The organism is Halomonas sp. THAF12, from assembly GCF_009363675.1.
GTDB lineage: Bacteria > Pseudomonadota > Gammaproteobacteria > Pseudomonadales > Halomonadaceae > Halomonas > Halomonas smyrnensis.
Window position 1 is genome coordinate 3001272 of the sequence record NZ_CP045399.1, and the last position, 19118, is coordinate 3020389.

The following is a 19118-nucleotide window of genomic DNA, read 5'->3' on the forward strand; positions in this document are numbered from 1 at the left end:
TTCAGGGGAAGGAGCGGTGAAAGGCGAAGCGTTGATGGCGAAAAATCGAGGCTTCAGACAACAGAAAAGCCCCGTGGCGTGAGCCACGGGGCCTTGGGAATTCTGAGCAGATGGCGGACCGGACGGGACTCGAACCCGCGACCTCCGGCGTGACAGGCCGGCATTCTAACCAACTGAACTACCGGTCCGCGTGGTGGGCGATACTGGACTCGAACCAGTGACCCCCAGCATGTGAGGCTGGTGCTCTAACCAACTGAGCTAATCGCCCACGCGGTACTGCTTAGATTGTGCGTCATCGTGGCGGACCGGACGGGACTCGAACCCGCGACCTCCGGCGTGACAGGCCGGCATTCTAACCAACTGAACTACCGGTCCGCAAGTGATGATGCGGTACAGAAAACGCTGGCGGACCGGACGGGACTCGAACCCGCGACCTCCGGCGTGACAGGCCGGCATTCTAACCAACTGAACTACCGGTCCGCACTCGTTTCTGCGATGCAATCGGCCACCGTCTTCGACGATGGTGGGTGGTACAGGGATCGAACCTGTGACCCCCAGCTTGTAAGGCTGGTGCTCTCCCAGCTGAGCTAACCACCCCCGGTCACATGGCGCTGCATTCTACGGAAACTGCGTTCATTGTCAACGCGTTTTTTTCATCTTCGTGTCGAACGGTCGGCGGATAACGCCAGGCCATTCATCCACTTGGCCGCTACCGATGGCCGACGGCACGGGGGGCCATGGCCGCGGCGATGGCCGTCGCGCCCTCCTCGATCAAAGCCGCCTGATCGCGCCCGGAGGCACGGCGCGGCTTCCAGTCATGATCGCCGTCCTCCAGCCAGTGCAGTTCGGCGCAGGCCGGCAGCGCATAGCCGGCCACCTGCTCGCGAGTGCCGAAGGGATCGCGGGTGCCCTGCACCACCAGGGTCGGGCAGTTCAGGCTCGGCCAGTGCTCGAGGCGCAGCGACTCGGGCTTGCGCGGCGGATGAAAGGGATAGCCGCAGAGCGCCAGGCCGTCGGCGTCGTCGCGGGCCGCCAGCAGGCTGGCCACTCGACCGCCCATGGACTTGCCGCCCAGCCACAGCGGCCCCGGCTCGCGCCGCTGCACCGCGTCGCGCCAGGCGGCGAACTCCTCGGTCAGGCGATCGACCCGCGGCGGCGGGCGCCGACGCCCTTCCTCGCGCATGCGCTGCATGTAGGCGAACTCGAAGGCCAGGGTCTGCACCCCGCGCTCGGCCAGCGCTCGCCGGAGGCGCTGCATGAAGTCGGCGTCCTGCCCGGCGCCGGCCCCGTGCGCCAGCAACAGGCGACCGATACGAGCCTCGCCGCGGATCGCCAGCGGCCCCAGCGCCTCGAGATGGAGAATATTTTCGCCTTCAGTCATTGTATACACTTATTGGATGCATTTAATCTTTTCGCCTAACGTACAAGAAGACGCTTCCCGTCGGGCGCCTCACACTGGGCGCCCTGACCGCCCCCGACTTGACCGTCATCATCATGTGGGCAAAAGCCTTGGTCTAGACTGCTGCCCAAGCGCGACTCCCTCCACCGCGTTCGATGGAACCCGACATGAGCACAGCACTGGAACACCCCACCTACAACTACAAGGTCGTGCGACAGTTCGCGATCATGACCGTGGTATGGGGCATCGTGGGCATGGTCCTCGGTGTCACGATCGCCGCCCAGCTGGTCTGGCCGGAGCTGAACCTGGGACTGCCCTGGACCAGCTTCGGCCGGCTTCGCCCGCTGCACACCAACGCCGTGATCTTCGCCTTCGGCGGTTCGGCGCTGTTCGCCACCTCCTACTATGTGGTGCAGCGAACCTGCCAGACGCGGCTGATCTCGGACCGATTTGCCGCCTTCACCTTCTGGGGCTGGCAGGCGGTGATCGTCTCGGCGGTCATCACGCTGCCGCTGGGCTACACCGAGGTCAAGGAATACGCCGAACTGGAATGGCCGATCGACATCCTGCTCGCGGTGGTGTGGATCGCCTACGCCATCGTCTTCCTCGGCACCATCAAGCAGCGCCGCACCTCCCACATCTACGTGGCCAACTGGTTCTACGCCGCCTTCATCCTCACCGTGGCGGTGCTGCACATCGTCAACAGCGCGGCGCTGCCGGTCTCGGCCATGTACTCGATCTCGCTGTATTCCGGCGCCGTCGATGCCATGACCCAGTGGTGGTACGGCCACAACGCGGTGGGCTTCTTCCTGACCGCCGGCTTCCTGGGCATGATGTACTACTTCGTGCCCAAGCAGGCCGAGCGTCCGGTCTACTCCTACCGGCTGTCGATCGTCCATTTCTGGGCGCTGATCATGGTCTACATGTGGGCCGGCCCTCACCACCTGCACTATACCGCCCTGCCCAACTGGGCCCAGTCGCTGGGCATGGTGATGTCGATCATCCTGCTGGCGCCCTCCTGGGGCGGCATGATCAACGGCATGATGACCCTCTCCGGCGCCTGGCATAAGCTGCGCACCGACCCCACCCTGCGCTTCCTGGTGGTGGCGCTGTCGTTCTACGGCATGTCGACCTTCGAGGGCCCGATGATGGCGGTGAAGACCGTCAACGCCCTCTCCCACTACACCGACTGGACCATCGGTCACGTCCACGCCGGCGCCCTGGGCTGGGTGGCGATGATCACCATCGGCTCCATGTACCACCTGATCCCGCGGCTCTACGGGCGCACCGAGATGTACTCGGTGTCGCTGATCGCCGTGCACTTCTGGCTGGCCACCGTCGGCACCGTGCTCTACATCGCCGCCATGTGGGTCAACGGCATCCTGCAGGGCCTGATGTGGCGCGCGGTGAACCCCGACGGCACCCTGATGTACACCTTCATCGAATCCGTCGAGGCCAGCGGCGCCGGCTACGTCGTGCGCACCGTGGGCGGGCTGTGCTGGGTGGTCGGCATGCTGATCATGGCCTTCAACGTCTTCATGACCGTGCGCCGCCAGCAGAGTCTGCAGCGGCCGCAGACCCAGGCCGCGGCCTGAGCCAACAGGGAACGAGAACACAGCCATGAGACACGAGATCGTCGAAAAGAACGTGGGCCTGCTCGCCGTGCTGGTGCTGGTGGTGATCAGCTTCGGCGGCCTGGCCGAGGTCGTGCCGCTGTTCTTCCAGAAGCAGACCACCGAGCCGGTGGAAGGGCTCGAGCCGCTCGAACCGCTGGAGCTCGCCGGGCGCGACATCTACCGCCGCGAGGGCTGCGTGGGCTGCCATTCGCAGATGATCCGCCCCTTTCGCGCCGAGACCGAGCGCTACGGCCACTACAGCGTGGCCGGCGAATCGGTCTACGAGCACAACTTCCTGTGGGGCTCCAAGCGCACCGGCCCGGACCTGGCCCGGGTCGGCGGCCGCTACAGCGACGACTGGCACCGCGCGCACCTCTACAACCCGCGCGACGTGGTGCCGGAATCGATCATGCCGGCCTATCCCTGGCTGTTCGAGAACGTCCTCGACGGCGAACAAATCGCCGACCGCATGCGCGCCATGCGCACCCTGGGCGTGCCCTACACCGAGGAGCAGATCGCCGGCGCCCGCGACGAGGTCCGCGGCGAGCGCGAGATCACCGCCCTGGTGGCCTACCTGCAACAGCTCGGCACCGTGCTGAAGGACGCGCGCTGACATGGACATGGGAACGCTACGCGGCATCATCACCGGCCTGCTGCTGATCGGCTTCATCGGCCTGGTCTGCTGGGCCTATTCGAAGCGACGCAAGCCGGACTTCGACGAGGCGGCCAACCTGCCCTTCGCCGACGAGGACGAGCCGTCATCCCCCGGCACCGGCGCCGGTCAGGCACGCGCTCGACAAGAACAGGGAGACCGTGACACATGAGCTCACTTTGGAATGACGTCCTGCCCGGCTTCTGGAGCGCCTGGATCATCGTCATCACGCTGGGCACCATCGTCATCAGCGCCTGGCTGCTGTTCGCCAACCGCAAGACCGACAAGGTCGCCGATGCCGAGGGCAACGTCGAGACCACCGGCCATGCGGCCGACGAGATCGAGGAATACGACAACCCGCTGCCCCGCTGGTGGTTCCAGCTCTACGTCGGCACGGTGATCTTCGCCCTGGGCTATCTGGTGCTCTATCCCGGCCTCGGCAACTACGCCGGGCTGCTGGGCTGGACCCAGGAGAACCAGTGGGAGGCCGAGGTGGCCCGCGCCGAGGAGCGCTATGCGCCGATCTTCGAGCAGTACCAGCAGGTGCCGATCCCGGCGCTGGCCGAGGACGGCGAGGCCATGCGGGTCGCCGAACGGCTGTTTCTCAACAACTGCGCGATCTGTCACGGCGCCAACGCCCAGGGCGGCTACGGCTTCCCCGACCTGACCGACGACGCCTGGCTCTACGGCGGCACCCCCGAGGCCATCGTCGCGACCCTCACCAACGGGCGCAACGGCCTGATGCCGGCCTGGCAGCAGCTCGGCGAGGACAACATCGAGAACCTCACCCAGCACGTGCTGTCGCTGTCCGGCCGGGCCGAGGACGCCCAGCGCGCCGAGCAGGGCGCGGCGGTGTTCGCCTCGGTGTGCGCGGCCTGCCACTCCCCCGACGGCACCGGCAACCAGGCCCTGGGAGCCCCCGACCTGACCGACGACGCCTGGCTGTATCGCCGGCCCGGCCAGCCGCTGGCGGCCTCCATCCGCCAGACCCTGCGCAACGGCCGCAACGGCCACATGCCGGCCCAGGCCGCCTATATCGGCGAGGACAAGGTCCACCTGGTGGCCGCCTACGTCTACGGCCTCAGCCGCCGCGACTGAGCCCGGGCGGCGGGGCGCCCCGCCCCGCCGCCATCCTCCCGCGCGAGGCCGCCTGCCGAGAGCCTGCCATGAGCGACAAGATTCCCCACCGCGACATCACCGACGCCGGCGACACCGTCAGCCAGGCGATGTACGCCCGCCGCCGCCACCTCTACGTGCGCGAGATCAAGGGCGCCTTCCAGCGCCTGCGGCGCAGCGCCAACTGGGCGCTGATGCTGGCCTACTTCCTGATCCCGTGGATTCCCTGGGGCGACCGCCCGGCGGTATGGTTCGACCTGCCCGGCCGCGAGTTCCACCTCTTCGCCGCCACCTTCTATCCCCAGGAGTTCATGCTGCTCTCCTGGCTGCTGATCATCTGCGCCTTCGGGCTGTTCTTCATCACCGTGTTCGCCGGCCGCGTGTGGTGCGGCTACACCTGCCCGCAGAGCGTCTGGACCTTCCTGTTCATCTGGGTCGAGCACCGCCTCGAGGGCCCGCGCAACCGCCGCATCAAGCTCGACAAGCGCGGCTGGGACGCCGACAAGCTGCGCCGCAAGCTCGGCAAGCACGTCGTCTGGCTGGCCATCGCCGCCGCCACCGGCCTGACCTTCGTCGGCTACTTCACGCCGATCCGCGAGCTGGCGGTGCAACTGCCGGCCCTCGAGGCCCACGGCTGGTCGTACTTCTGGGTCGGCTTCTTCACCCTGTTCACCTACCTCAACGCCGGCTGGCTGCGCGAGCAGGTGTGCATCTACATGTGCCCCTACGCCCGCTTCCAGTCGGTGATGTTCGACGCCAACACCCTGATCGTCTCCTACGACGCCGATCGCGGCGAGCCGCGCGGCCCGCGCAGCCGGCGCCTCGACCATGACGAGGCCCGCGAGGCCGGCCACGGCGACTGCATCGACTGCGAACTCTGCGTGCAGGTCTGCCCTACCGGCATCGACATCCGCGACGGCCTGCAATACGAATGCATCACCTGCGCGGCCTGCATCGATGCCTGCGACGGCGTCATGGATCGCATGGGCTATCCCCGCGGGCTGATCCGCTATACCACCGAGAACGCCCTCGAGGGCAGGCCCTCGCACCTGCTGCGTCCGCGCCTGCTCGGCTATCTGGCCGTGCTGCTGGTGATGATCGGGCTGTTCGCCTGGGCGGTCGGCGACCGCACCCCGCTGGGCTTCGAGGTGGAGCGCGGCCGCCAGCAGCTGTTCCAGATGACCGACGACGGCAGAGTCCGTAACGTCTACACCCTGACGGTGCGCAACCTGGACCGCGAGGACCACGCCTACCGCCTCGCGGCCTCGGGCCTCGAGGGCCTGGCCCTCGACACCGACCGGGTCAGCGTGCCCGCCGGCGAGTCGCGCCGGCTGGTGGTCGAGGTCACCGTACCGCGCGACGCCCTGGCACGCCCCAGCCACGAGATCCGGCTGCGCCTCGAGGCCATCGACGATCCCGATATCCGCCTCGAGCGCGACGGCCGCTTCATAGGAGAGACCCGCTGATGACGGCGGAACACGAGACCATCCCGCCCTGGTACAAGCAGTTCTGGCCCTGGTTCCTGATCGGCCTGCTGGGCGCCTCGGTGACCTTCAGCCTGGTCTACCTGGCGCTCTCGATTCACTACTTCGACGGCACCGTGGCGGAGGACTATTACAAGGAAGGCCTGGCCATCAACCAGCAGATCGCCAAGCAGGAAGAGGCCCGGGCGCTGGGGCTCTCGGCCGCCCTGCGCGCCGATCCGACCACCGGCGACCTGGTGATCGACCTGGCCGGCGAGGCCCGCCCGGAGCGGCTGACCCTGACGCTGATCTTCCCCACCGAGAGCCAGCGCGACCGCCGGCTGACCCTCGAGCACGTGCGCGCCGGGCGCTACGTCACCATGCTCGAGGCGCCCCTGCGGCATCGCTGGTATCTGCACCTGGAGCCCGACGACGGCGGCGAACCCGCCTGGCGGCTCACCGGCGAGGCCTGCTTCCCCGCCGACGGCGACATCGACCTGGCGCCCGGGGTCTGAGCGGCGCCATGACCGCGACCGCCCCGACCGCCGCCAGGGCCGAGGCCGCCGCCTGCTACCACTGCGGCGCCAGTGTGCCCAAGGGCGCGCCCTGGACCCTGACCCTCGACGGCGCCGAGCATCCGCTGTGCTGTCCCGGCTGCGAGGCGGTGGCCCATGCCATCGTCGACGGCGGCCTGGCCGGCTACTACCGCTTTCGCAGCGAGCTGCCCGCGCGCCCCGACGACCGTCGCGCCGCCGAGTCCGAGACCTGGGCGGTGTTCGACGACCCGGGCCTGCAGGCCCGCTTCGTGCACCGGGACGACGACGGCGTCCACGCCACCCTGGCGGTGGAGGGCATCACCTGCGCGGCCTGCGCCTGGCTGATCGAGCATCGCCTCAACGCCCTGGACGGCGTCCGCACCAGCGCCGTGAACCTCGCCCATCACCGGGTCCGGGTCGCCTGGGATCCGGCGCGCCTCGCCTTCTCGCGGCTGCTCGCCGAGCTGGCCGCCATCGGCTATCCGGCCCAGCCCTACGAGCCCGACGAGGCCCAGCGCCGCCTGCAGCGCGAGGAACGCCGCCAGATCCGCCGGCTGATCGTGGCCGCGGTGGGCATGATGCAGGTGGCGATGTTCTCGATCCCCTTCTACGTGTCCGGCGACGACGGCCTGGGCGGCGACTTCGATACCCTCTTCCACTGGCTGGCCTTCGCCCTGACCACGCCGGTGGTGCTCTATTCGGCCCAGCCGTTCTTCGGCGGCGCGTGGCGCGACCTGCGCCACCGCCGGCTGGGCATGGACGTGCCGGTGTCGCTGGCCATCGCCGGCGCCTATCTCGCCAGCACCTGGGCGCTGCTGGTCGGCCACGGCGACGTCTACTTCGACTCCGCGGCCATGTTCACCTTCTTCCTGCTGGCCGGTCGCTTCCTGGAGGTCCGCGCCCGGCGACGCGGCGGGCGCCGCGGCAATGCCCTGGCCGGGATGCTGCCGCTGTCGGCGATCCGCCTCGACGAGGGCGACGAGGAGCGCCTCCTGCCCGCCAGCGAGCTGGCCGCCGGCGACCGGGTGCTGGTCAGACCCGGCCACGGCGTGCCCGCCGACGGCGTGATCGAACAGGGCGCCTCGAGCCTCGACGAATCGATGCTCAGCGGCGAGGCGCTGCCGGTGACGCGCGGCGTGGGCGACGCCGTGACCGGCGGCAGCCACAACGTCGAGAGCCCGCTGACGTTGCGCGTGACCCGGGCCGGCCCCGATGCCCGGGCGGCGCAGCTGCTCGACCTCACCGACCGCGCCTTCGCCGAACGCCCGCGCATCGCGCGCCGGGCCGCCCGGCTGGCGCATCACTTCGTGCTCCAGGTGCTGCTGATCGCCGCCGCCACCGGGCTCGCCTGGTCGTTCATCGACCCCGAGCGGGCCTTCTGGGTAACGCTCTCGGTGCTGGTGGTCAGCTGCCCCTGCGCCCTGGCGCTGGCCACGCCCACCGCCCTGACCGCCGCCCACGGCCGGCTCCATCGGCGCGGCGTGCTGCTGACCCGCGCCGACGCCCTGGAGACCCTGCCGCGCCTCGACCGGATGATCTTCGACAAGACCGGTACCCTGACCCGCGGCGAGATGACCCTCGAGCACACGATCCCGCTTGCCAGCGACGATCCCGAGCGCCTGGCGGCCGTGGCCGCGGCCCTGGAGGCCCACTCCGAGCATCCCATCGCCCGCGCCTTCCGCCCCTATCGCCGCGCCGACATCACCGCCCGCGACGTCATCGCCCGCCCCGGCCGGGGCCTCGCCGGCGTCATCGACGGCCGCCCCTGGCGGCTCGGCCGGCCCGACTTCGCGGCCCCGGACGCCCCTCCGGCCCCCCCGGACGGTGACGCCGAGCACGGCCACTGGCTGCTGCTCGCCGAGGACGGCCAGCCGCGGGCCTGGTTCGCCCTGGGCGACCGGCCCCGGGAGGACGCCGCCGCCACCGTCGCCGCGCTGGCGGCGCGGGGCATCGCGGTGGAACTGCTGTCCGGCGACGCCGAGGCACCCACCCGGGCGCTGGCCGAGCGGCTGGGCATCGACGCATGGCGCGCCGGCGCCAGCCCCGAGGACAAGCTCGCCCGGCTGCGCGAGTGCCAGGCCGACGGCCAGCGGGTGGCCATGGTCGGCGACGGCATCAACGACGTGCCGGTGCTGGCCGGGGCCGACCTCGCCATCGCCATGAACGACGCCACCGACCTCGCCCGCACCCGGGCCGACGCCGTGCTGCTCGGCCCGCGCCTCGGCCGCCTGGTCGAGGCCGTCGACATCGGCCGCGCCACCCGCCGCAACATCCGCCAGAACCTGGGCTGGGCGCTGGCCTACAACCTGCTGGCCCTGCCGCCGGCGGCGATGGGCTGGGTGCCCCCCTGGCTGGCGGCGCTGGGCATGTCGGCGAGCTCGCTGGTGGTGGTCGCCAACGCCCTGCGCCTCACGCGCCGAAAGCTGCCCGACATTCCCGTGGATTCCCCCGCCCAGGACGCCCCATGAGCATTCTCTACCTGCTGATCCCGCTGTCGCTGATCCTGCTCGGCCTGGCCGTCTGGGCCTTCTTCTGGGCCGTGCGCCACGACCAGTTCGAGGACCTGGAAGGCCCGGCCCACCGCATCCTGTTCGACGATGACGACCCGCCCGGGGAGGCGCCCCGCCGGCACGGCGACGCCGACGCGCCGACCGGGAAACACGACAAGGAAGCCTGAATGAATCCGTCTGGACTCGATCTGCCGCCGCTGGCCGCGGCCTTCGTCTTCGGCCTGCTGGGCGGCGCCCACTGCATCGGCATGTGCGGCGGCATCATGAGCGCCCTGAGCTTCGCCGTGCCGCCCAGCCTGCGCCATCCGGCGCGGCTCGGCGGGCTGCTGCTGGGCTACAACCTGGGACGCATCGCCAGCTACATGGCCGCCGGCGCCCTGGCCGCCGGCCTCGGCACCCTGGTCGGCCTGGCCCCGGGGATCCGCCAGGCGCTCCAGGTCCTGGCCGCGGTGATGCTGATCCTGATGGCGCTCTACATCGCCGACTGGTGGAAGGGACTGCTGCGGGTCGAGGCGCTCGGCAGGCGCCTGTGGCGCCATCTGGAGCCGCTCGGACGGCGACTGATGCCGGTGGTGACGCTGCCCCAGGCCGTGACCCTGGGCGCGGTCTGGGGCTGGCTGCCCTGCGGGCTGGTCTACTCGATGCTGACCTGGAGCCTGGCCGGCGCCGACCCGCTGCGAGGCGCGGCGCTGATGGGCGCCTTCGGGCTCGGCACCCTGCCGGCGCTGCTCGCTACCGGCCTGGCCGCGCGACGGCTCGGCGCCCTGATCCGTCATCCGGCCACCCGCACCCTGGCGGCGCTGGCGATCATCGGCTTCGCCCTGTGGCAGCTGTGGGGCCTGTGGCCGGGCGCGATGGAGATGGCCCACGACGCCGGGCACGCCGGGCATCATTGAGCCGCTAACGCCCGCACGTTTGACCCAGCGCAACACCCCTGGGGGCCGCGAGCACTAGCCTGACGACATGAACGCTCGGAACTCCGCCATGTCCGTCACCCTTCCCGCCGACTTCGGCGCCGACGACTACGCCGCGGCGCTGACCGCCAGCAATACCCAGGCCCGCCCGCTGTCGCTGCATCTGCGCCTGCCGCTTCGCCACGACGTGGATGCCCGCGGCGACGGCAAGGGCATGGATCCCTTCGAGGTCGATCTGGCCCGGCTCGACCGCGAGATGGTGCTGGTGCGACGCTGCCTGGCGCCGGAGCGACGCCTGGAGGCCCTGCACTGGGGAAGCGGCCTCCCGCCTTCGCTGACCCTGTCGCAGATGAGCGGCCTCGTCGACCGGCTGGCCTCCCGCTTCCCCTTCGAACCGGGGCGCCCGCGCGACTTCACCGTCGAGCTCGACCCCCACGCCACGGATCTGCTCACCCTGCGTCACCTGGAGGCCCTGGGCTTCAACCGGCTGAAGCTGATCATGCGCCTGCCCGCGGCCGGCCGGCTGGACGCCCTGCCCCGCCTGCAGTCACGCGTCGAGCCGCTGCTCGACGAGACCGTGCGCATGGGCTGGCACTCGCTGAACCTGGTGCTGATCGTGGCGCCGACGATCCCGCCGCGGGAGGCCGTCGCCGCGCTCGCCGCGCTGCTGCCCATGTCGCCGCCGCGCCTCTCCCTGCGCCCGGAGCCCGCCTGGCAGGAGGGCGAATCGACGCTGCCGACGGCGCTGCTGGCCCGGGTCGACGAACGCCTGGCCGAGGCCGGCTACCGGGCACTGGGACACGGTTCCTACGCCCGTCGGGGCGCCGCCCTGGAGGATGCCCTCGCCCAGGCGCGTCGCGAACGGGCGCGCGACCGACTGGGGCTCGGCACCGGCGCCATCTCGCGGCTGCCCGACGCCGTGGCCTGCAACGCCACCTCGCCCCGGGACTACGCGGCGGCGCTGAACGACGGTCGGCTCGCCACCGCCTCGGGGCGCTGGCGGAATGCTCGCCCGCCCGGCCCCGGCCTGACCTGAGACTCGCCCAAGGGATGCTATGCCCGAACCGGGGCTATCCGCCATAATGGGGGAGGCAAGCCCCGATCAAGGAGGACAGCATGCCCGACACCGCAGCCGGCCGGCGCCGTTCCCTGCTGCACGAGACCCGCTGCCGGACCTGCAGCCTGAGTTCCCTGTGTCTGCCCCTGGCCCTCGAACTGGAGGACCTCGACGAGTTCGATGCCATCATCCGGCGCCGACCGCCGCTCAAGAAGGGCGAGTCGCTGTTCCGCCAGGGCAGCCCCTTCACCAGCGTCTACGCGGTGCGCTCCGGCAGTCTCAAGCAGGTCACCAGCGAAGGCGGCGGCACGGATCAGCTGACCAACTTCTACCTGCCCAGCGAACTGGTGGGGCTCGACGGCATCGACGAGTCGAGCTATCCGGGCTCGGTCATCGCGCTCGAGACCACCACCGTGTGCGAGATCCCGTTCGACCGCCTCGACGCCCTCTCCGAGCGCCTGCCGGAGCTTCGTGCCCAGCTGTATCGCAGCATGAGCAAGGAGATGCGCGACGACCGCCGCATGATGCGCCTGCTGTCGCGCAAGACCGCCGACCAGCGCCTGGCCACCTTCTTCGCCAGCCTCTCCGATCGCTTCCGCCGCCGCGGCTACTCCGCCTACAGCTTCCGCCTCTCCATGTCCCGGGCCGACATCGGCAACTACCTGGGCCTGGCCGTGGAGACCGTCAGCCGCATCCTGGGGCGCTTCCAGCAGCAGGGCCTGGTGGCCGTGTCCGGCCGCGAGGTGAACATCCTCGACCTGGACGCCCTGGCCGAGCTGGCCGAGGAAGAGGGCTGTCGCTGACGGCGCCAAGCGCCAAGCGCCAAGCGCCAAGCGCCAAGCGCCAAGCGCCAAGCGCCAAGCGCCAAGCGCCAAGCGCCAAGCGCCAAGCGCCAAGCGCCAAGCGCCAAGCGCCAAGCGCCAAGCGCCAAGCGCGGCAGAATGATGTCATGGCCATTGTTGACGTCAACGAAGAAACCCACAGGACTCGACGTCCCGTGGGTTTCTCATCGGCTTCCTCGACATCTGCCGCCCGTTACTGAGCACCCGGGCGCTTGCCGCTAGGCGCTACTCACTCGTTATGCAGGTCGATGCGATCGGCCTGCATCTTGGCCTGCTTGTCCTCCAGCCCGGCGAAGTCGAACAGCTCGCGGTCGGCCAGCTGCGAGGGCGCGACGTTGGTGACCGCCTTGAACATGCTCTCCAGGCGGCCGGGATGCTTGGCCTCCCACTCGGCGAGCATCTCCTTGACCACCTGACGCTGCAGGTTGGGCTGCGAGCCGCACAGGTTGCAGGGAATGATCGGGAAGGCCATGCGCTCGGAGAATTCGGCGATGTCGGCCTCGCGGCAGTAGGCCAGCGGGCGGATGACGATGTTCTTGCCGTCGTCGGAGAGCAGCTTGGGCGGCATCGACTTGAGGCTGCCGCCGAAGAACATGTTGAGGAACAGCGTCTCGAGGATGTCCTCGCGGTGGTGCCCGAGGGCGATCTTGGTGGCCCCGATCTCCTCGGCGTAGCCGTAGAGGGAGCCGCGGCGCAGCCGCGAGCAGAGCGCACAGGTGGTCTTGCCTTCCGGGGTCTTCTCCTTGACCACCGAGTAGGTGTCGCGCTCGAGGATGTGGTAGTCCACGCCGAGGCCGTCCAGGTACTCGGGCAGCACGTGCTCGGGGAAGCCGGGCTGCTTCTGGTCGAGGTTCACCGCCACCAGCGAGAAGTTCACCGGCGCGTTGCGCTGCAGGTTCCGGAGAATCTCCAGCATGGTGTAGCTGTCCTTGCCGCCGGACAGGCACACCATCACCTTGTCGCCCTCGCGGATCATGTCGAAGTCGATGATCGCATTGCCGACCTGGCGCCGCAGGCGTTTCTGCAGCTTGTTGAACTCACGCTTGGCCTTGGCGTCGGGCGCCTCGGCGGACGGGGTCGACGGCTCGGCCGAAGCGGCCTCATCGGCGGGACGGGGATCGAAGGTCACGGCATCTTGCATGGTCGGGGCGCTGCCAGGGCATCGGGGAAAGGGAAAGGGCGCCTATCCTACCACCCTGCCGCGAGACTGGCGACGTGGTGCCCGCTCAGCCGCTGCGACGGGCGAGCACCGCATCGCGGTCCAGCCGCAGGTGCATCAGGGCGGTGGTCACGGCGGTGCCCAGCACGCTGTGACGCCCCATCAACGGCACCTCGAGCTGCTCGGCGACCCGCTCGAAGGCCGGCGCCACCTCGAGCCGCGAATGGTGGTGATGGCGCTGGTAGCGCTGCACCAGATCGATGCCGGCATTGGGCAGCTCGAAGCCGAACCGGGCGCGCAGCTGGCGGTTGAGCAGCGCCAGATCGCGGTCCAGGCGCCAGCCCACCAGCGGCCGGTTGCCGACGAAGTCGAGCAGCCGCGCCAGCGCCTGGTCGATCGACACGCCGTCGTCGAGATCGATGCCGCGCAGGCCGTGGCGGCGCAGCGTCTCGGCGTCCACGCCCTCCGGGCGCGCCAGCCTGAGCTCCAGCGACTCGCTGGTCAGCACCCGGTCGCCGCGCAGCCGCACCGCGGCGATGGCCAGCGGCTCGGCGCCGCGCACGTCGCCGCCGGTCGACTGCACGGCCAGCGCCACCAGCTCCTCCCCGGTATAGGGACGGAACAGCCAGCCATACTGGCCATGGGCGTGGCGGTGACGGTCGACCAGGCGGCGCAGGGTCTTGAGCATGTCGATGTCCTTGTCGTGATCAGGCGTATTCGAGGTGATAGCGGTGAGAGAGGCGCTGCTTGAAGTCCTTGACGATATGCAGCGCCTCCCGGAGCAGGTCGCGCTCCAGCGACGACAGCGACTGCACCACCACCCGGTCCGGCTCGCCACCGTCGTCTTCGCCATCGCCGGCGAGGCGCGCCAGCTGCTGCTCGAGGCGCAGCTCGGTGAACAGCGACAGCGCCTCGCCCAGGTCCTCGGCGAAGCGCTCCTCGAGCCGGCCGTCGGCCGCCAGGGCGTCGAGCCGCTCCAGGGTCCCGGTGGCGAGGATGCCGCGCTCCAGCGCCATGACCCGCACGCCGTGCACGATGGGGAAGATGCCGCCCTTCTTGATGTCGATGCCGTGCTGCGGCTTCTTGAGCGAGCCGAACAGGGTCAGCGGCGTGGAGAAGCGCAGCACCGGACGGGCGAAATAGGAGAGCAGCAGCTCGTCCCTCGACGCCGCCTCGAACAGCGCCGCCCTCACCCGCTCGAGCAGCGCCGGATTGCCGGCCACGGCATGGGCATCGAGCATGATCGCCAGCTTCATCAGGCTGTCGCCGTCGCGGGCCTCCACCCAGCGCGCGATGCGCGCCTTCCACTGGCGCTCGGTGCCGACCCAGTCGGGGTTGGAGACCATGATGTTGCCCGGGCAGCGCGGATAGCCCAGCCGGACCAGGGTCTCGGTGAACTCGGCCATGCGCTCCATGCAGTCCGGCCAGTCGAGGGCATCGTCGAGGATCAGGCCGTTGTCCTGGTCGGTCTTGAGCATCTGCTCGCCGCGCCCCTCGCTGCCCATCACCATCAGGCAGCTGTCGCGCTGCCGCCGCTCGGGCATCGAGAAGCCCCAGGCCTTGTGGATGATGCGGCCGTTGAGCGCCGCGAGCAGGCCCATGGCGAAGCGCAGCTTGACCCCCTGGGCCATCAGCGCGCCGGCCAGCTCGGCGGTGCGGCGGCTGGCGACGGCGAGCTGTTCCAGGTCGCCGGCCTGCTCGACCTGCAGGCTCACCACGTGGCTGCGGCTGGAGAAGTAGCTGAGCACGTCGGTCAGCTCCACCACGCCCACCGGCGCCTCGTCCTCGACGATCACCACCCGCTCGATGCGATGCCGGGTCATCAGCACCAGCACCTCGAACAGGTACTGATCGGGGCGCGCGGTGATCAGCGAGCCCCGCGCCAGCGACGACAGCGGCGTCTGCTGGCCGAGCCCCTCGAGCACCAGGGCATCGAGCAGGTCGGTCTTGGTGACCATGCCCGGCCCGTCCTCGCCCTCCACCAGCAGGCTGTCGACGGCCTCGTCATGCAGCCGCCGCACCGCCTCGGCGATGGTCGTCTCGCCGGCCAGGCAGCGCGGCGGGCGCATGCAGTCCTCGGCGCGGGCCAGCATGAAGCCGGACATGGTCACCCCGCCGGCCGCGCGCTGCTCGGTCAGCAGCCGCGCCTTGTCGGCGAGGCGCTGGCGGAAGAAGGCGTCGAAGGCGGGATAGGCGGCGCACAGCTCGAGGAACAGCGCCCGGGGCAGCAGATAGCACAGCGATTCCTGCTCGGCGCGGAAGCGGTAGCGGCTCTGGCCGTTGAGGATGCTGATGGCGCCGAACAGGTCACCGCCGGTGTAGTGGCCGATGCGCTGACGCTCGCCGGGCAGGGTGGTGTCCAGCTCGGCGACCTCGCCCTTGTGGATGAGGAAGACGTTCTCGCCGGGCTGCCCGGCCTCGAGGATGATCTCGTCGCGATCGAAGTAGGCCAGGTCGAGCCCGCCGCGCACGCGCGCCCGCCCGGTCTCGTCGAGCAGGCTGAACGGCGCGTGGGAGAGATCGACGTCGACCATGGGAGCGGGTCCTCGTGCCAGGAATCGCCGCCGCCGGATCGTACGCATGAAGGCAGGCCTGGAGCGTGACGAACGAACCGGGAGCGACAGGGCTTTCACCCAGAGTAGCAACCCCCTTTCGCTACCAGAATCTAGACCATGGTGTTAGGCATTCGCCGCCACACTTCTCGTCTAACCTTCTTCTTATACCAAAGTCATGCTCCGCTCGATCGGCCCGATGAAGGCCCTGGCGTTAGACCATGGTCATGGTCCTAGTCATCATTCGGATGCATGGATAGACCATCGTCCAACCCCTGCCGGCCGGCGCCACCGCCTGGACACGCAATGCCGACATAAGAAATTGATTTGCTTCAAAAAGACGGCAAACACTTCGATCGCTTTACACTCATGATACGAAAGTCTGCGATGTTTTTTTCGGGATTGTTGACCAGCATTGTCGATGATCCCCGGGTGATGCCAATGCGTCGATAAGCGCTCCGTTCCTCGACAGGCACTTCATCATCCGACACGCCGCCGCGGTTCGGTCGACAGACCCCGGGAAGGCACCGTGGCGACACATGAACGCTGTGAGCGACTTCCCGAATCCAACAACAAGTGGAGAGCAACATCATGGCTGAAGAGACCCCCAATGCCGAAGCCTACTGGAAGGCCAACCTCCGATTGATCGCCGGCTGTCTGGTCGTCTGGGCAGCCGTCTCCTATGGCGGCGCCATCCTGCTGCGCCCGCTGCTCTCGGGCATAGCCGTGGGCGGCACCGACCTCGGCTTCTGGTTTGCCCAGCAGGGCTCCATCCTGACCTTCATCGGCCTGATCTTCTTCTACGCCTGGAAGATGAACCGGCTGGACAAGCAATTCGGGCTCGGGGAGTAACTCAGCATGAGTCAATTTGCCATCAACGTACTGTTCGTCGGTGCCTCCTTCGCCCTCTACATCGGCATCGCCATCTGGGCGAAGGCGGGGTCGACCAAGGACTTCTACGTCGCCGGCGGCGGGGTGCACCCGATCACCAACGGCATGGCCATCGGCGCCGACTGGATGTCCGCGGCCTCCTTCATCTCCATGGCCGGCCTGATCGCCGCCGGCGGCTACGCCAACTCCACCTTCCTGATGGGCTGGACCGGCGGTTACGTGCTGCTGGCCATGCTGCTGGCACCCTACCTGCGCAAGTTCGGCAAGTTCACGGTGCCGGAATTCATCGGCGACCGTTTCTACAGCAAGCAGGCCCGCATGGTCGCGGTGGTGTGCCTGATCGTGGCCTCGGTGACCTACGTCATCGGCCAGATGGCCGGCGCTGGCGTGGCCTTCTCGCGCTTCCTGGAAGTCGACGCCACCACCGGCCTGATCATCGCTGCCGTGGTGATCTTCTTCTACTCGGTGCTGGGCGGCATGAAGGGCATCACCTATACCCAGGTGGCCCAGTACATCGTGCTGATCATCGCCTATACCATCCCGGCGGTGTTCATCTCGCTGGAGCTGACCGGCAACCCGATTCCGGCGCTGGGCCTGTTCTCCGAGCACAGCGAATCCGGCATGCCGCTGCTGGCCAAGCTCAACGAGGTGGTCACCGCGCTCGGCTTCAACGAGTACACGGCGGACGTGGACAACAAGCTCAACATGGTGCTGTTCACCCTGTCGCTGATGATCGGTACCGCCGGTCTGCCCCACGTCATCATCCGCTTCTTCACCGTGCCGAAGGTCGCCGACGCGCGCTGGTCCGCCGGCTGGGCCCTGGTGTTCATCGGCCTGCTGTACCTGACCGCCCCGGCCGTGGCCTCCATGGCGCGCCTCAATATCGCCACCACCGTCTATCCCGACATGGGCGGCCAGGTCGAGAACGTCGCGGATGCCACCGCCAACCCGATCCTCTACGAGGAGCGCCCCGGATGGATCCGCACCTGGGAAGAGACCGGCCTGATCCAGTATGAGGACAAGAACAACGACGGCCGCATCCAGATCTACAACGACACCGAGGCCTTCGCCTCGACCGCCGAGCAGCGCGGCTGGAACGGCAACGAGCTGTCGGTCAACAACGATATCCTGGTGCTGGCCAACCCCGAGATCGCCAATCTGCCGGGCTGGGTCATCGGCCTGATCGCCGCCGGCGGTCTCGCGGCCGCGCTGTCGACCGCCGCGGGCCTGCTGCTGGCCATCTCCTCGGCGATCAGCCACGACCTGATCAAGGGCGCCATCAACCCTCGCATCAGCGAGAAGGGCGAGCTGATGGCGGCGCGGATCTCGATGACGGTCGCCATCATCGTGGCCACCTACCTGGGCGCCAACCCGCCGGGCTTCGCCGCCCAGGTGGTGGCACTGGCCTTCGGCATCGCCGCCGCCTCGCTGTTCCCGGCGCTGATGATGGGCATCTTCTCCAAGCGGGTGAACAACCACGGTGCCATCGCCGGCATGCTCACCGGCCTGGTCTTCACCCTGGCCTACATCTTCGTCTACAAGGGCTGGTTCTTCATCCCGGGCACCAACAACCTGGCGGACACCCCGGAGAACTGGGTGCTGGGCATCTCGCCGCTGTCCATCGGCGCGGTCGGTGCGATCATCAACTTCGCCGTGGCCTTCACCGTCTCCAAGGCGACCGCCGCGCCGCCCCAGGAGATCCAGGACCTGGTCGAGAGCGTGCGCTATCCCAAGGGCGCTGGCACCGCCGTCGACCACTGAGTCATAATCCTTCCGGCGCCCGCGGGGCGCCGGCCCACTCTTCCATGTCGGGCTTCCTTCGGGAAGCCCGACGCATATCAGGACGACCTCGATGATTTGGCACTTGATCGCGGCGCTCGTCGCCGGACTCGGCGCGGCGGGCATCGCCCTGCTGCTGCGCACCCTGACCGCCAGACGGCTGCCGCGCTGGATCGTGCCGGCCTTCGCCGGCCTGGGCATGATCGCCTACCAGATCCACCACGAATACACCTGGTTCGACCACAAAAAGGCCCAGCTGCCGGACGACAGCCGGGTGGTGGCCAGCGAGCAGCGGCCGGCCTTCTGGCGCCCCTGGACCTATGTGGTGCCGCTGACCACGGCCTTCACGGTGATCGACGAGGATGGCCTGTCGCGCTCGCGGGCCGACGACCAGCCGCTGGTCGAGTTCATCCTCTACCGCTTCGAGATGGGCGCCGCCGACCGGCTGGTGCACCGCCCGCACCTGCTGAACTGCGCCTCCGGCGAGCTGGTGCCGCTCGACGACGCGAGCGGCCGCCCGCAGACCGAGGCCCTGCGCCGGCTCGACGACGGCGACCCGCTGCGCCGGGCCGTCTGCTCCGCCGCCTGAGACGTCCTTTCCCCGGCCAGCTGACCGCCGGCCTCCTCCATCG

At 69.2% G+C, this 19118-nt stretch carries 18 protein-coding genes and 5 tRNA genes; 14 read left to right on the top strand and 9 right to left on the bottom strand.

Annotated features, from left to right (window positions below):
• Positions 1-111: 111 nt before the first annotated feature.
• The 6 genes from FIU88_RS13920 to FIU88_RS13945 all read right to left on the bottom strand — a co-directional run bounded on the left by FIU88_RS13920 (position 112) and on the right by FIU88_RS13945 (position 1381).
• Positions 112-188 (bottom strand) — tRNA-Asp (locus FIU88_RS13920).
• Positions 189-191: 3 nt separating this feature from the next.
• A tRNA-Val gene (locus tag FIU88_RS13925) sits at positions 192-268 on the bottom strand.
• Between the two features lie 30 nt (positions 269-298).
• Positions 299-375 (bottom strand) — tRNA-Asp (locus tag FIU88_RS13930).
• A gap of 28 nt (positions 376-403) precedes the next feature.
• Positions 404-480, bottom strand: a tRNA-Asp gene (locus FIU88_RS13935).
• Positions 481-521: 41 nt separating this feature from the next.
• Positions 522-597: transfer RNA gene (locus FIU88_RS13940), tRNA-Val, on the bottom strand.
• Positions 598-709: 112 nt separating this feature from the next.
• Positions 710-1381, bottom strand: coding sequence for an alpha/beta family hydrolase (locus FIU88_RS13945; RefSeq protein WP_152479619.1), 672 nt, complete (start codon positions 1379-1381; stop codon positions 710-712).
• Positions 1382-1566: 185 nt separating this feature from the next.
• On the opposite strand from FIU88_RS13945, the gene ccoN reads away from it, so the two are divergent.
• The 11 genes from ccoN (at position 1567) to fnr (ending at position 12066) form a co-directional block, all read left to right on the top strand.
• Entirely contained in the window at positions 1567-2994 is a 1428-nt protein-coding gene (ccoN, locus tag FIU88_RS13950; protein ID WP_152479620.1) for a cytochrome-c oxidase, cbb3-type subunit I, read from the top strand.
• 25 nt (positions 2995-3019) lie between these two features.
• Entirely contained in the window at positions 3020-3628 is a 609-nt protein-coding gene (ccoO, locus tag FIU88_RS13955) for a cytochrome-c oxidase, cbb3-type subunit II (protein WP_152479621.1), read from the top strand.
• A 1-nt stretch (position 3629) separates the two neighbouring features.
• A complete protein-coding gene (locus FIU88_RS13960; RefSeq protein ID WP_152479622.1) occupies positions 3630-3839 on the top strand; it encodes a cbb3-type cytochrome c oxidase subunit 3 in 210 nt (69 codons plus the stop codon).
• Complete coding sequence (ccoP, locus tag FIU88_RS13965) at positions 3836-4765, top strand: cytochrome-c oxidase, cbb3-type subunit III (RefSeq protein ID WP_152479623.1); 930 nt, start codon at positions 3836-3838, stop codon at positions 4763-4765. The genes FIU88_RS13960 and ccoP overlap by 4 nt, the downstream gene beginning before the upstream one ends.
• 68 nt (positions 4766-4833) lie before the next feature.
• The gene (gene ccoG, locus FIU88_RS13970; protein ID WP_152479624.1) at positions 4834-6249 is read left to right on the top strand and encodes a cytochrome c oxidase accessory protein CcoG; all 1416 of its coding nucleotides are present in this window, start codon (positions 4834-4836) and stop codon (positions 6247-6249) included.
• A complete protein-coding gene (locus tag FIU88_RS13975) occupies positions 6249-6761 on the top strand; it encodes a FixH family protein (protein WP_152479625.1) in 513 nt (170 codons plus the stop codon). The genes ccoG and FIU88_RS13975 overlap by 1 nt, the downstream gene beginning before the upstream one ends.
• An 8-nt stretch (positions 6762-6769) precedes the next feature.
• Entirely contained in the window at positions 6770-9250 is a 2481-nt protein-coding gene (locus tag FIU88_RS13980; protein WP_152479626.1) for a heavy metal translocating P-type ATPase, read from the top strand.
• Positions 9247-9459: a cbb3-type cytochrome oxidase assembly protein CcoS gene (ccoS, locus tag FIU88_RS13985; RefSeq protein WP_152479627.1), complete on the top strand. Its 213-nt coding sequence runs from the start codon at positions 9247-9249 to the stop codon at positions 9457-9459. Before FIU88_RS13980 ends, ccoS begins: the two co-directional genes overlap by 4 nt.
• On the top strand, positions 9460-10188 hold the full coding sequence (locus FIU88_RS13990; RefSeq protein ID WP_152479628.1) for a sulfite exporter TauE/SafE family protein: 729 nt from the start codon (positions 9460-9462) through the stop codon (positions 10186-10188).
• Between the two features lie 88 nt (positions 10189-10276).
• Positions 10277-11242, top strand: coding sequence for a hypothetical protein (locus tag FIU88_RS13995; protein WP_152479629.1), 966 nt, complete (start codon positions 10277-10279; stop codon positions 11240-11242).
• An 80-nt stretch (positions 11243-11322) separates the two neighbouring features.
• On the top strand, positions 11323-12066 hold the full coding sequence (gene fnr / locus FIU88_RS14000) for a fumarate/nitrate reduction transcriptional regulator Fnr (protein ID WP_016853646.1): 744 nt from the start codon (positions 11323-11325) through the stop codon (positions 12064-12066).
• 268 nt (positions 12067-12334) lie between these two features.
• Here fnr and ttcA read toward each other — a convergent pair whose 3' ends face one another.
• The 3 genes from ttcA to FIU88_RS14015 form a co-directional block, all read right to left on the bottom strand.
• Complete coding sequence (ttcA, locus tag FIU88_RS14005) at positions 12335-13246, bottom strand: tRNA 2-thiocytidine(32) synthetase TtcA (protein ID WP_152479630.1); 912 nt, start codon at positions 13244-13246, stop codon at positions 12335-12337.
• 85 nt (positions 13247-13331) lie between these two features.
• Entirely contained in the window at positions 13332-13952 is a 621-nt protein-coding gene (locus FIU88_RS14010; RefSeq protein ID WP_016853644.1) for an exonuclease domain-containing protein, read from the bottom strand.
• Positions 13953-13971: 19 nt separating this feature from the next.
• Positions 13972-15798, bottom strand: coding sequence for a putative nucleotidyltransferase substrate binding domain-containing protein (locus FIU88_RS14015; protein WP_152479631.1), 1827 nt, complete (start codon positions 15796-15798; stop codon positions 13972-13974).
• Between the two features lie 609 nt (positions 15799-16407).
• Here FIU88_RS14015 and FIU88_RS14020 point away from each other — a divergent pair.
• The 3 genes from FIU88_RS14020 (at position 16408) to FIU88_RS14030 (ending at position 19075) form a co-directional block, all read left to right on the top strand.
• On the top strand, positions 16408-16668 hold the full coding sequence (locus FIU88_RS14020) for a DUF4212 domain-containing protein (protein ID WP_016853642.1): 261 nt from the start codon (positions 16408-16410) through the stop codon (positions 16666-16668).
• Positions 16669-16674: 6 nt separating this feature from the next.
• Entirely contained in the window at positions 16675-18468 is a 1794-nt protein-coding gene (locus tag FIU88_RS14025; protein ID WP_016853641.1) for a sodium:solute symporter family protein, read from the top strand.
• Between the two features lie 91 nt (positions 18469-18559).
• Positions 18560-19075, top strand: coding sequence for a hypothetical protein (locus FIU88_RS14030; protein ID WP_152479632.1), 516 nt, complete (start codon positions 18560-18562; stop codon positions 19073-19075).
• Positions 19076-19118 lie beyond the last annotated feature (43 nt).

Excerpts from the sequence above, each read along its gene's own strand:
- FIU88_RS13945 (WP_152479619.1), bottom strand. The coding sequence starts at position 1,381 with ATGACTGAAGGCGAAAATATTCTCCATCTCGAGGCGCTGGGGCCGCTG.
- ccoN (WP_152479620.1), top strand. The coding sequence starts at position 1,567 with ATGAGCACAGCACTGGAACACCCCACCTACAACTACAAGGTCGTGCGA.
- ccoO (WP_152479621.1), top strand. The coding sequence starts at position 3,020 with ATGAGACACGAGATCGTCGAAAAGAACGTGGGCCTGCTCGCCGTGCTG.
- FIU88_RS13960 (WP_152479622.1), top strand. The coding sequence starts at position 3,630 with ATGGACATGGGAACGCTACGCGGCATCATCACCGGCCTGCTGCTGATC.
- ccoP (WP_152479623.1), top strand. The coding sequence starts at position 3,836 with ATGAGCTCACTTTGGAATGACGTCCTGCCCGGCTTCTGGAGCGCCTGG.
- ccoG (WP_152479624.1), top strand. The coding sequence starts at position 4,834 with ATGAGCGACAAGATTCCCCACCGCGACATCACCGACGCCGGCGACACC.
- FIU88_RS13975 (WP_152479625.1), top strand. The coding sequence starts at position 6,249 with ATGACGGCGGAACACGAGACCATCCCGCCCTGGTACAAGCAGTTCTGG.
- FIU88_RS13980 (WP_152479626.1), top strand. The coding sequence starts at position 6,770 with ATGACCGCGACCGCCCCGACCGCCGCCAGGGCCGAGGCCGCCGCCTGC.
- ccoS (WP_152479627.1), top strand. The coding sequence starts at position 9,247 with ATGAGCATTCTCTACCTGCTGATCCCGCTGTCGCTGATCCTGCTCGGC.
- FIU88_RS13990 (WP_152479628.1), top strand. The coding sequence starts at position 9,460 with ATGAATCCGTCTGGACTCGATCTGCCGCCGCTGGCCGCGGCCTTCGTC.
- FIU88_RS13995 (WP_152479629.1), top strand. The coding sequence starts at position 10,277 with ATGTCCGTCACCCTTCCCGCCGACTTCGGCGCCGACGACTACGCCGCG.
- fnr (WP_016853646.1), top strand. The coding sequence starts at position 11,323 with ATGCCCGACACCGCAGCCGGCCGGCGCCGTTCCCTGCTGCACGAGACC.
- ttcA (WP_152479630.1), bottom strand. The coding sequence starts at position 13,246 with ATGCAAGATGCCGTGACCTTCGATCCCCGTCCCGCCGATGAGGCCGCT.
- FIU88_RS14010 (WP_016853644.1), bottom strand. The coding sequence starts at position 13,952 with ATGCTCAAGACCCTGCGCCGCCTGGTCGACCGTCACCGCCACGCCCAT.
- FIU88_RS14015 (WP_152479631.1), bottom strand. The coding sequence starts at position 15,798 with ATGGTCGACGTCGATCTCTCCCACGCGCCGTTCAGCCTGCTCGACGAG.
- FIU88_RS14020 (WP_016853642.1), top strand. The coding sequence starts at position 16,408 with ATGGCTGAAGAGACCCCCAATGCCGAAGCCTACTGGAAGGCCAACCTC.
- FIU88_RS14025 (WP_016853641.1), top strand. The coding sequence starts at position 16,675 with ATGAGTCAATTTGCCATCAACGTACTGTTCGTCGGTGCCTCCTTCGCC.
- FIU88_RS14030 (WP_152479632.1), top strand. The coding sequence starts at position 18,560 with ATGATTTGGCACTTGATCGCGGCGCTCGTCGCCGGACTCGGCGCGGCG.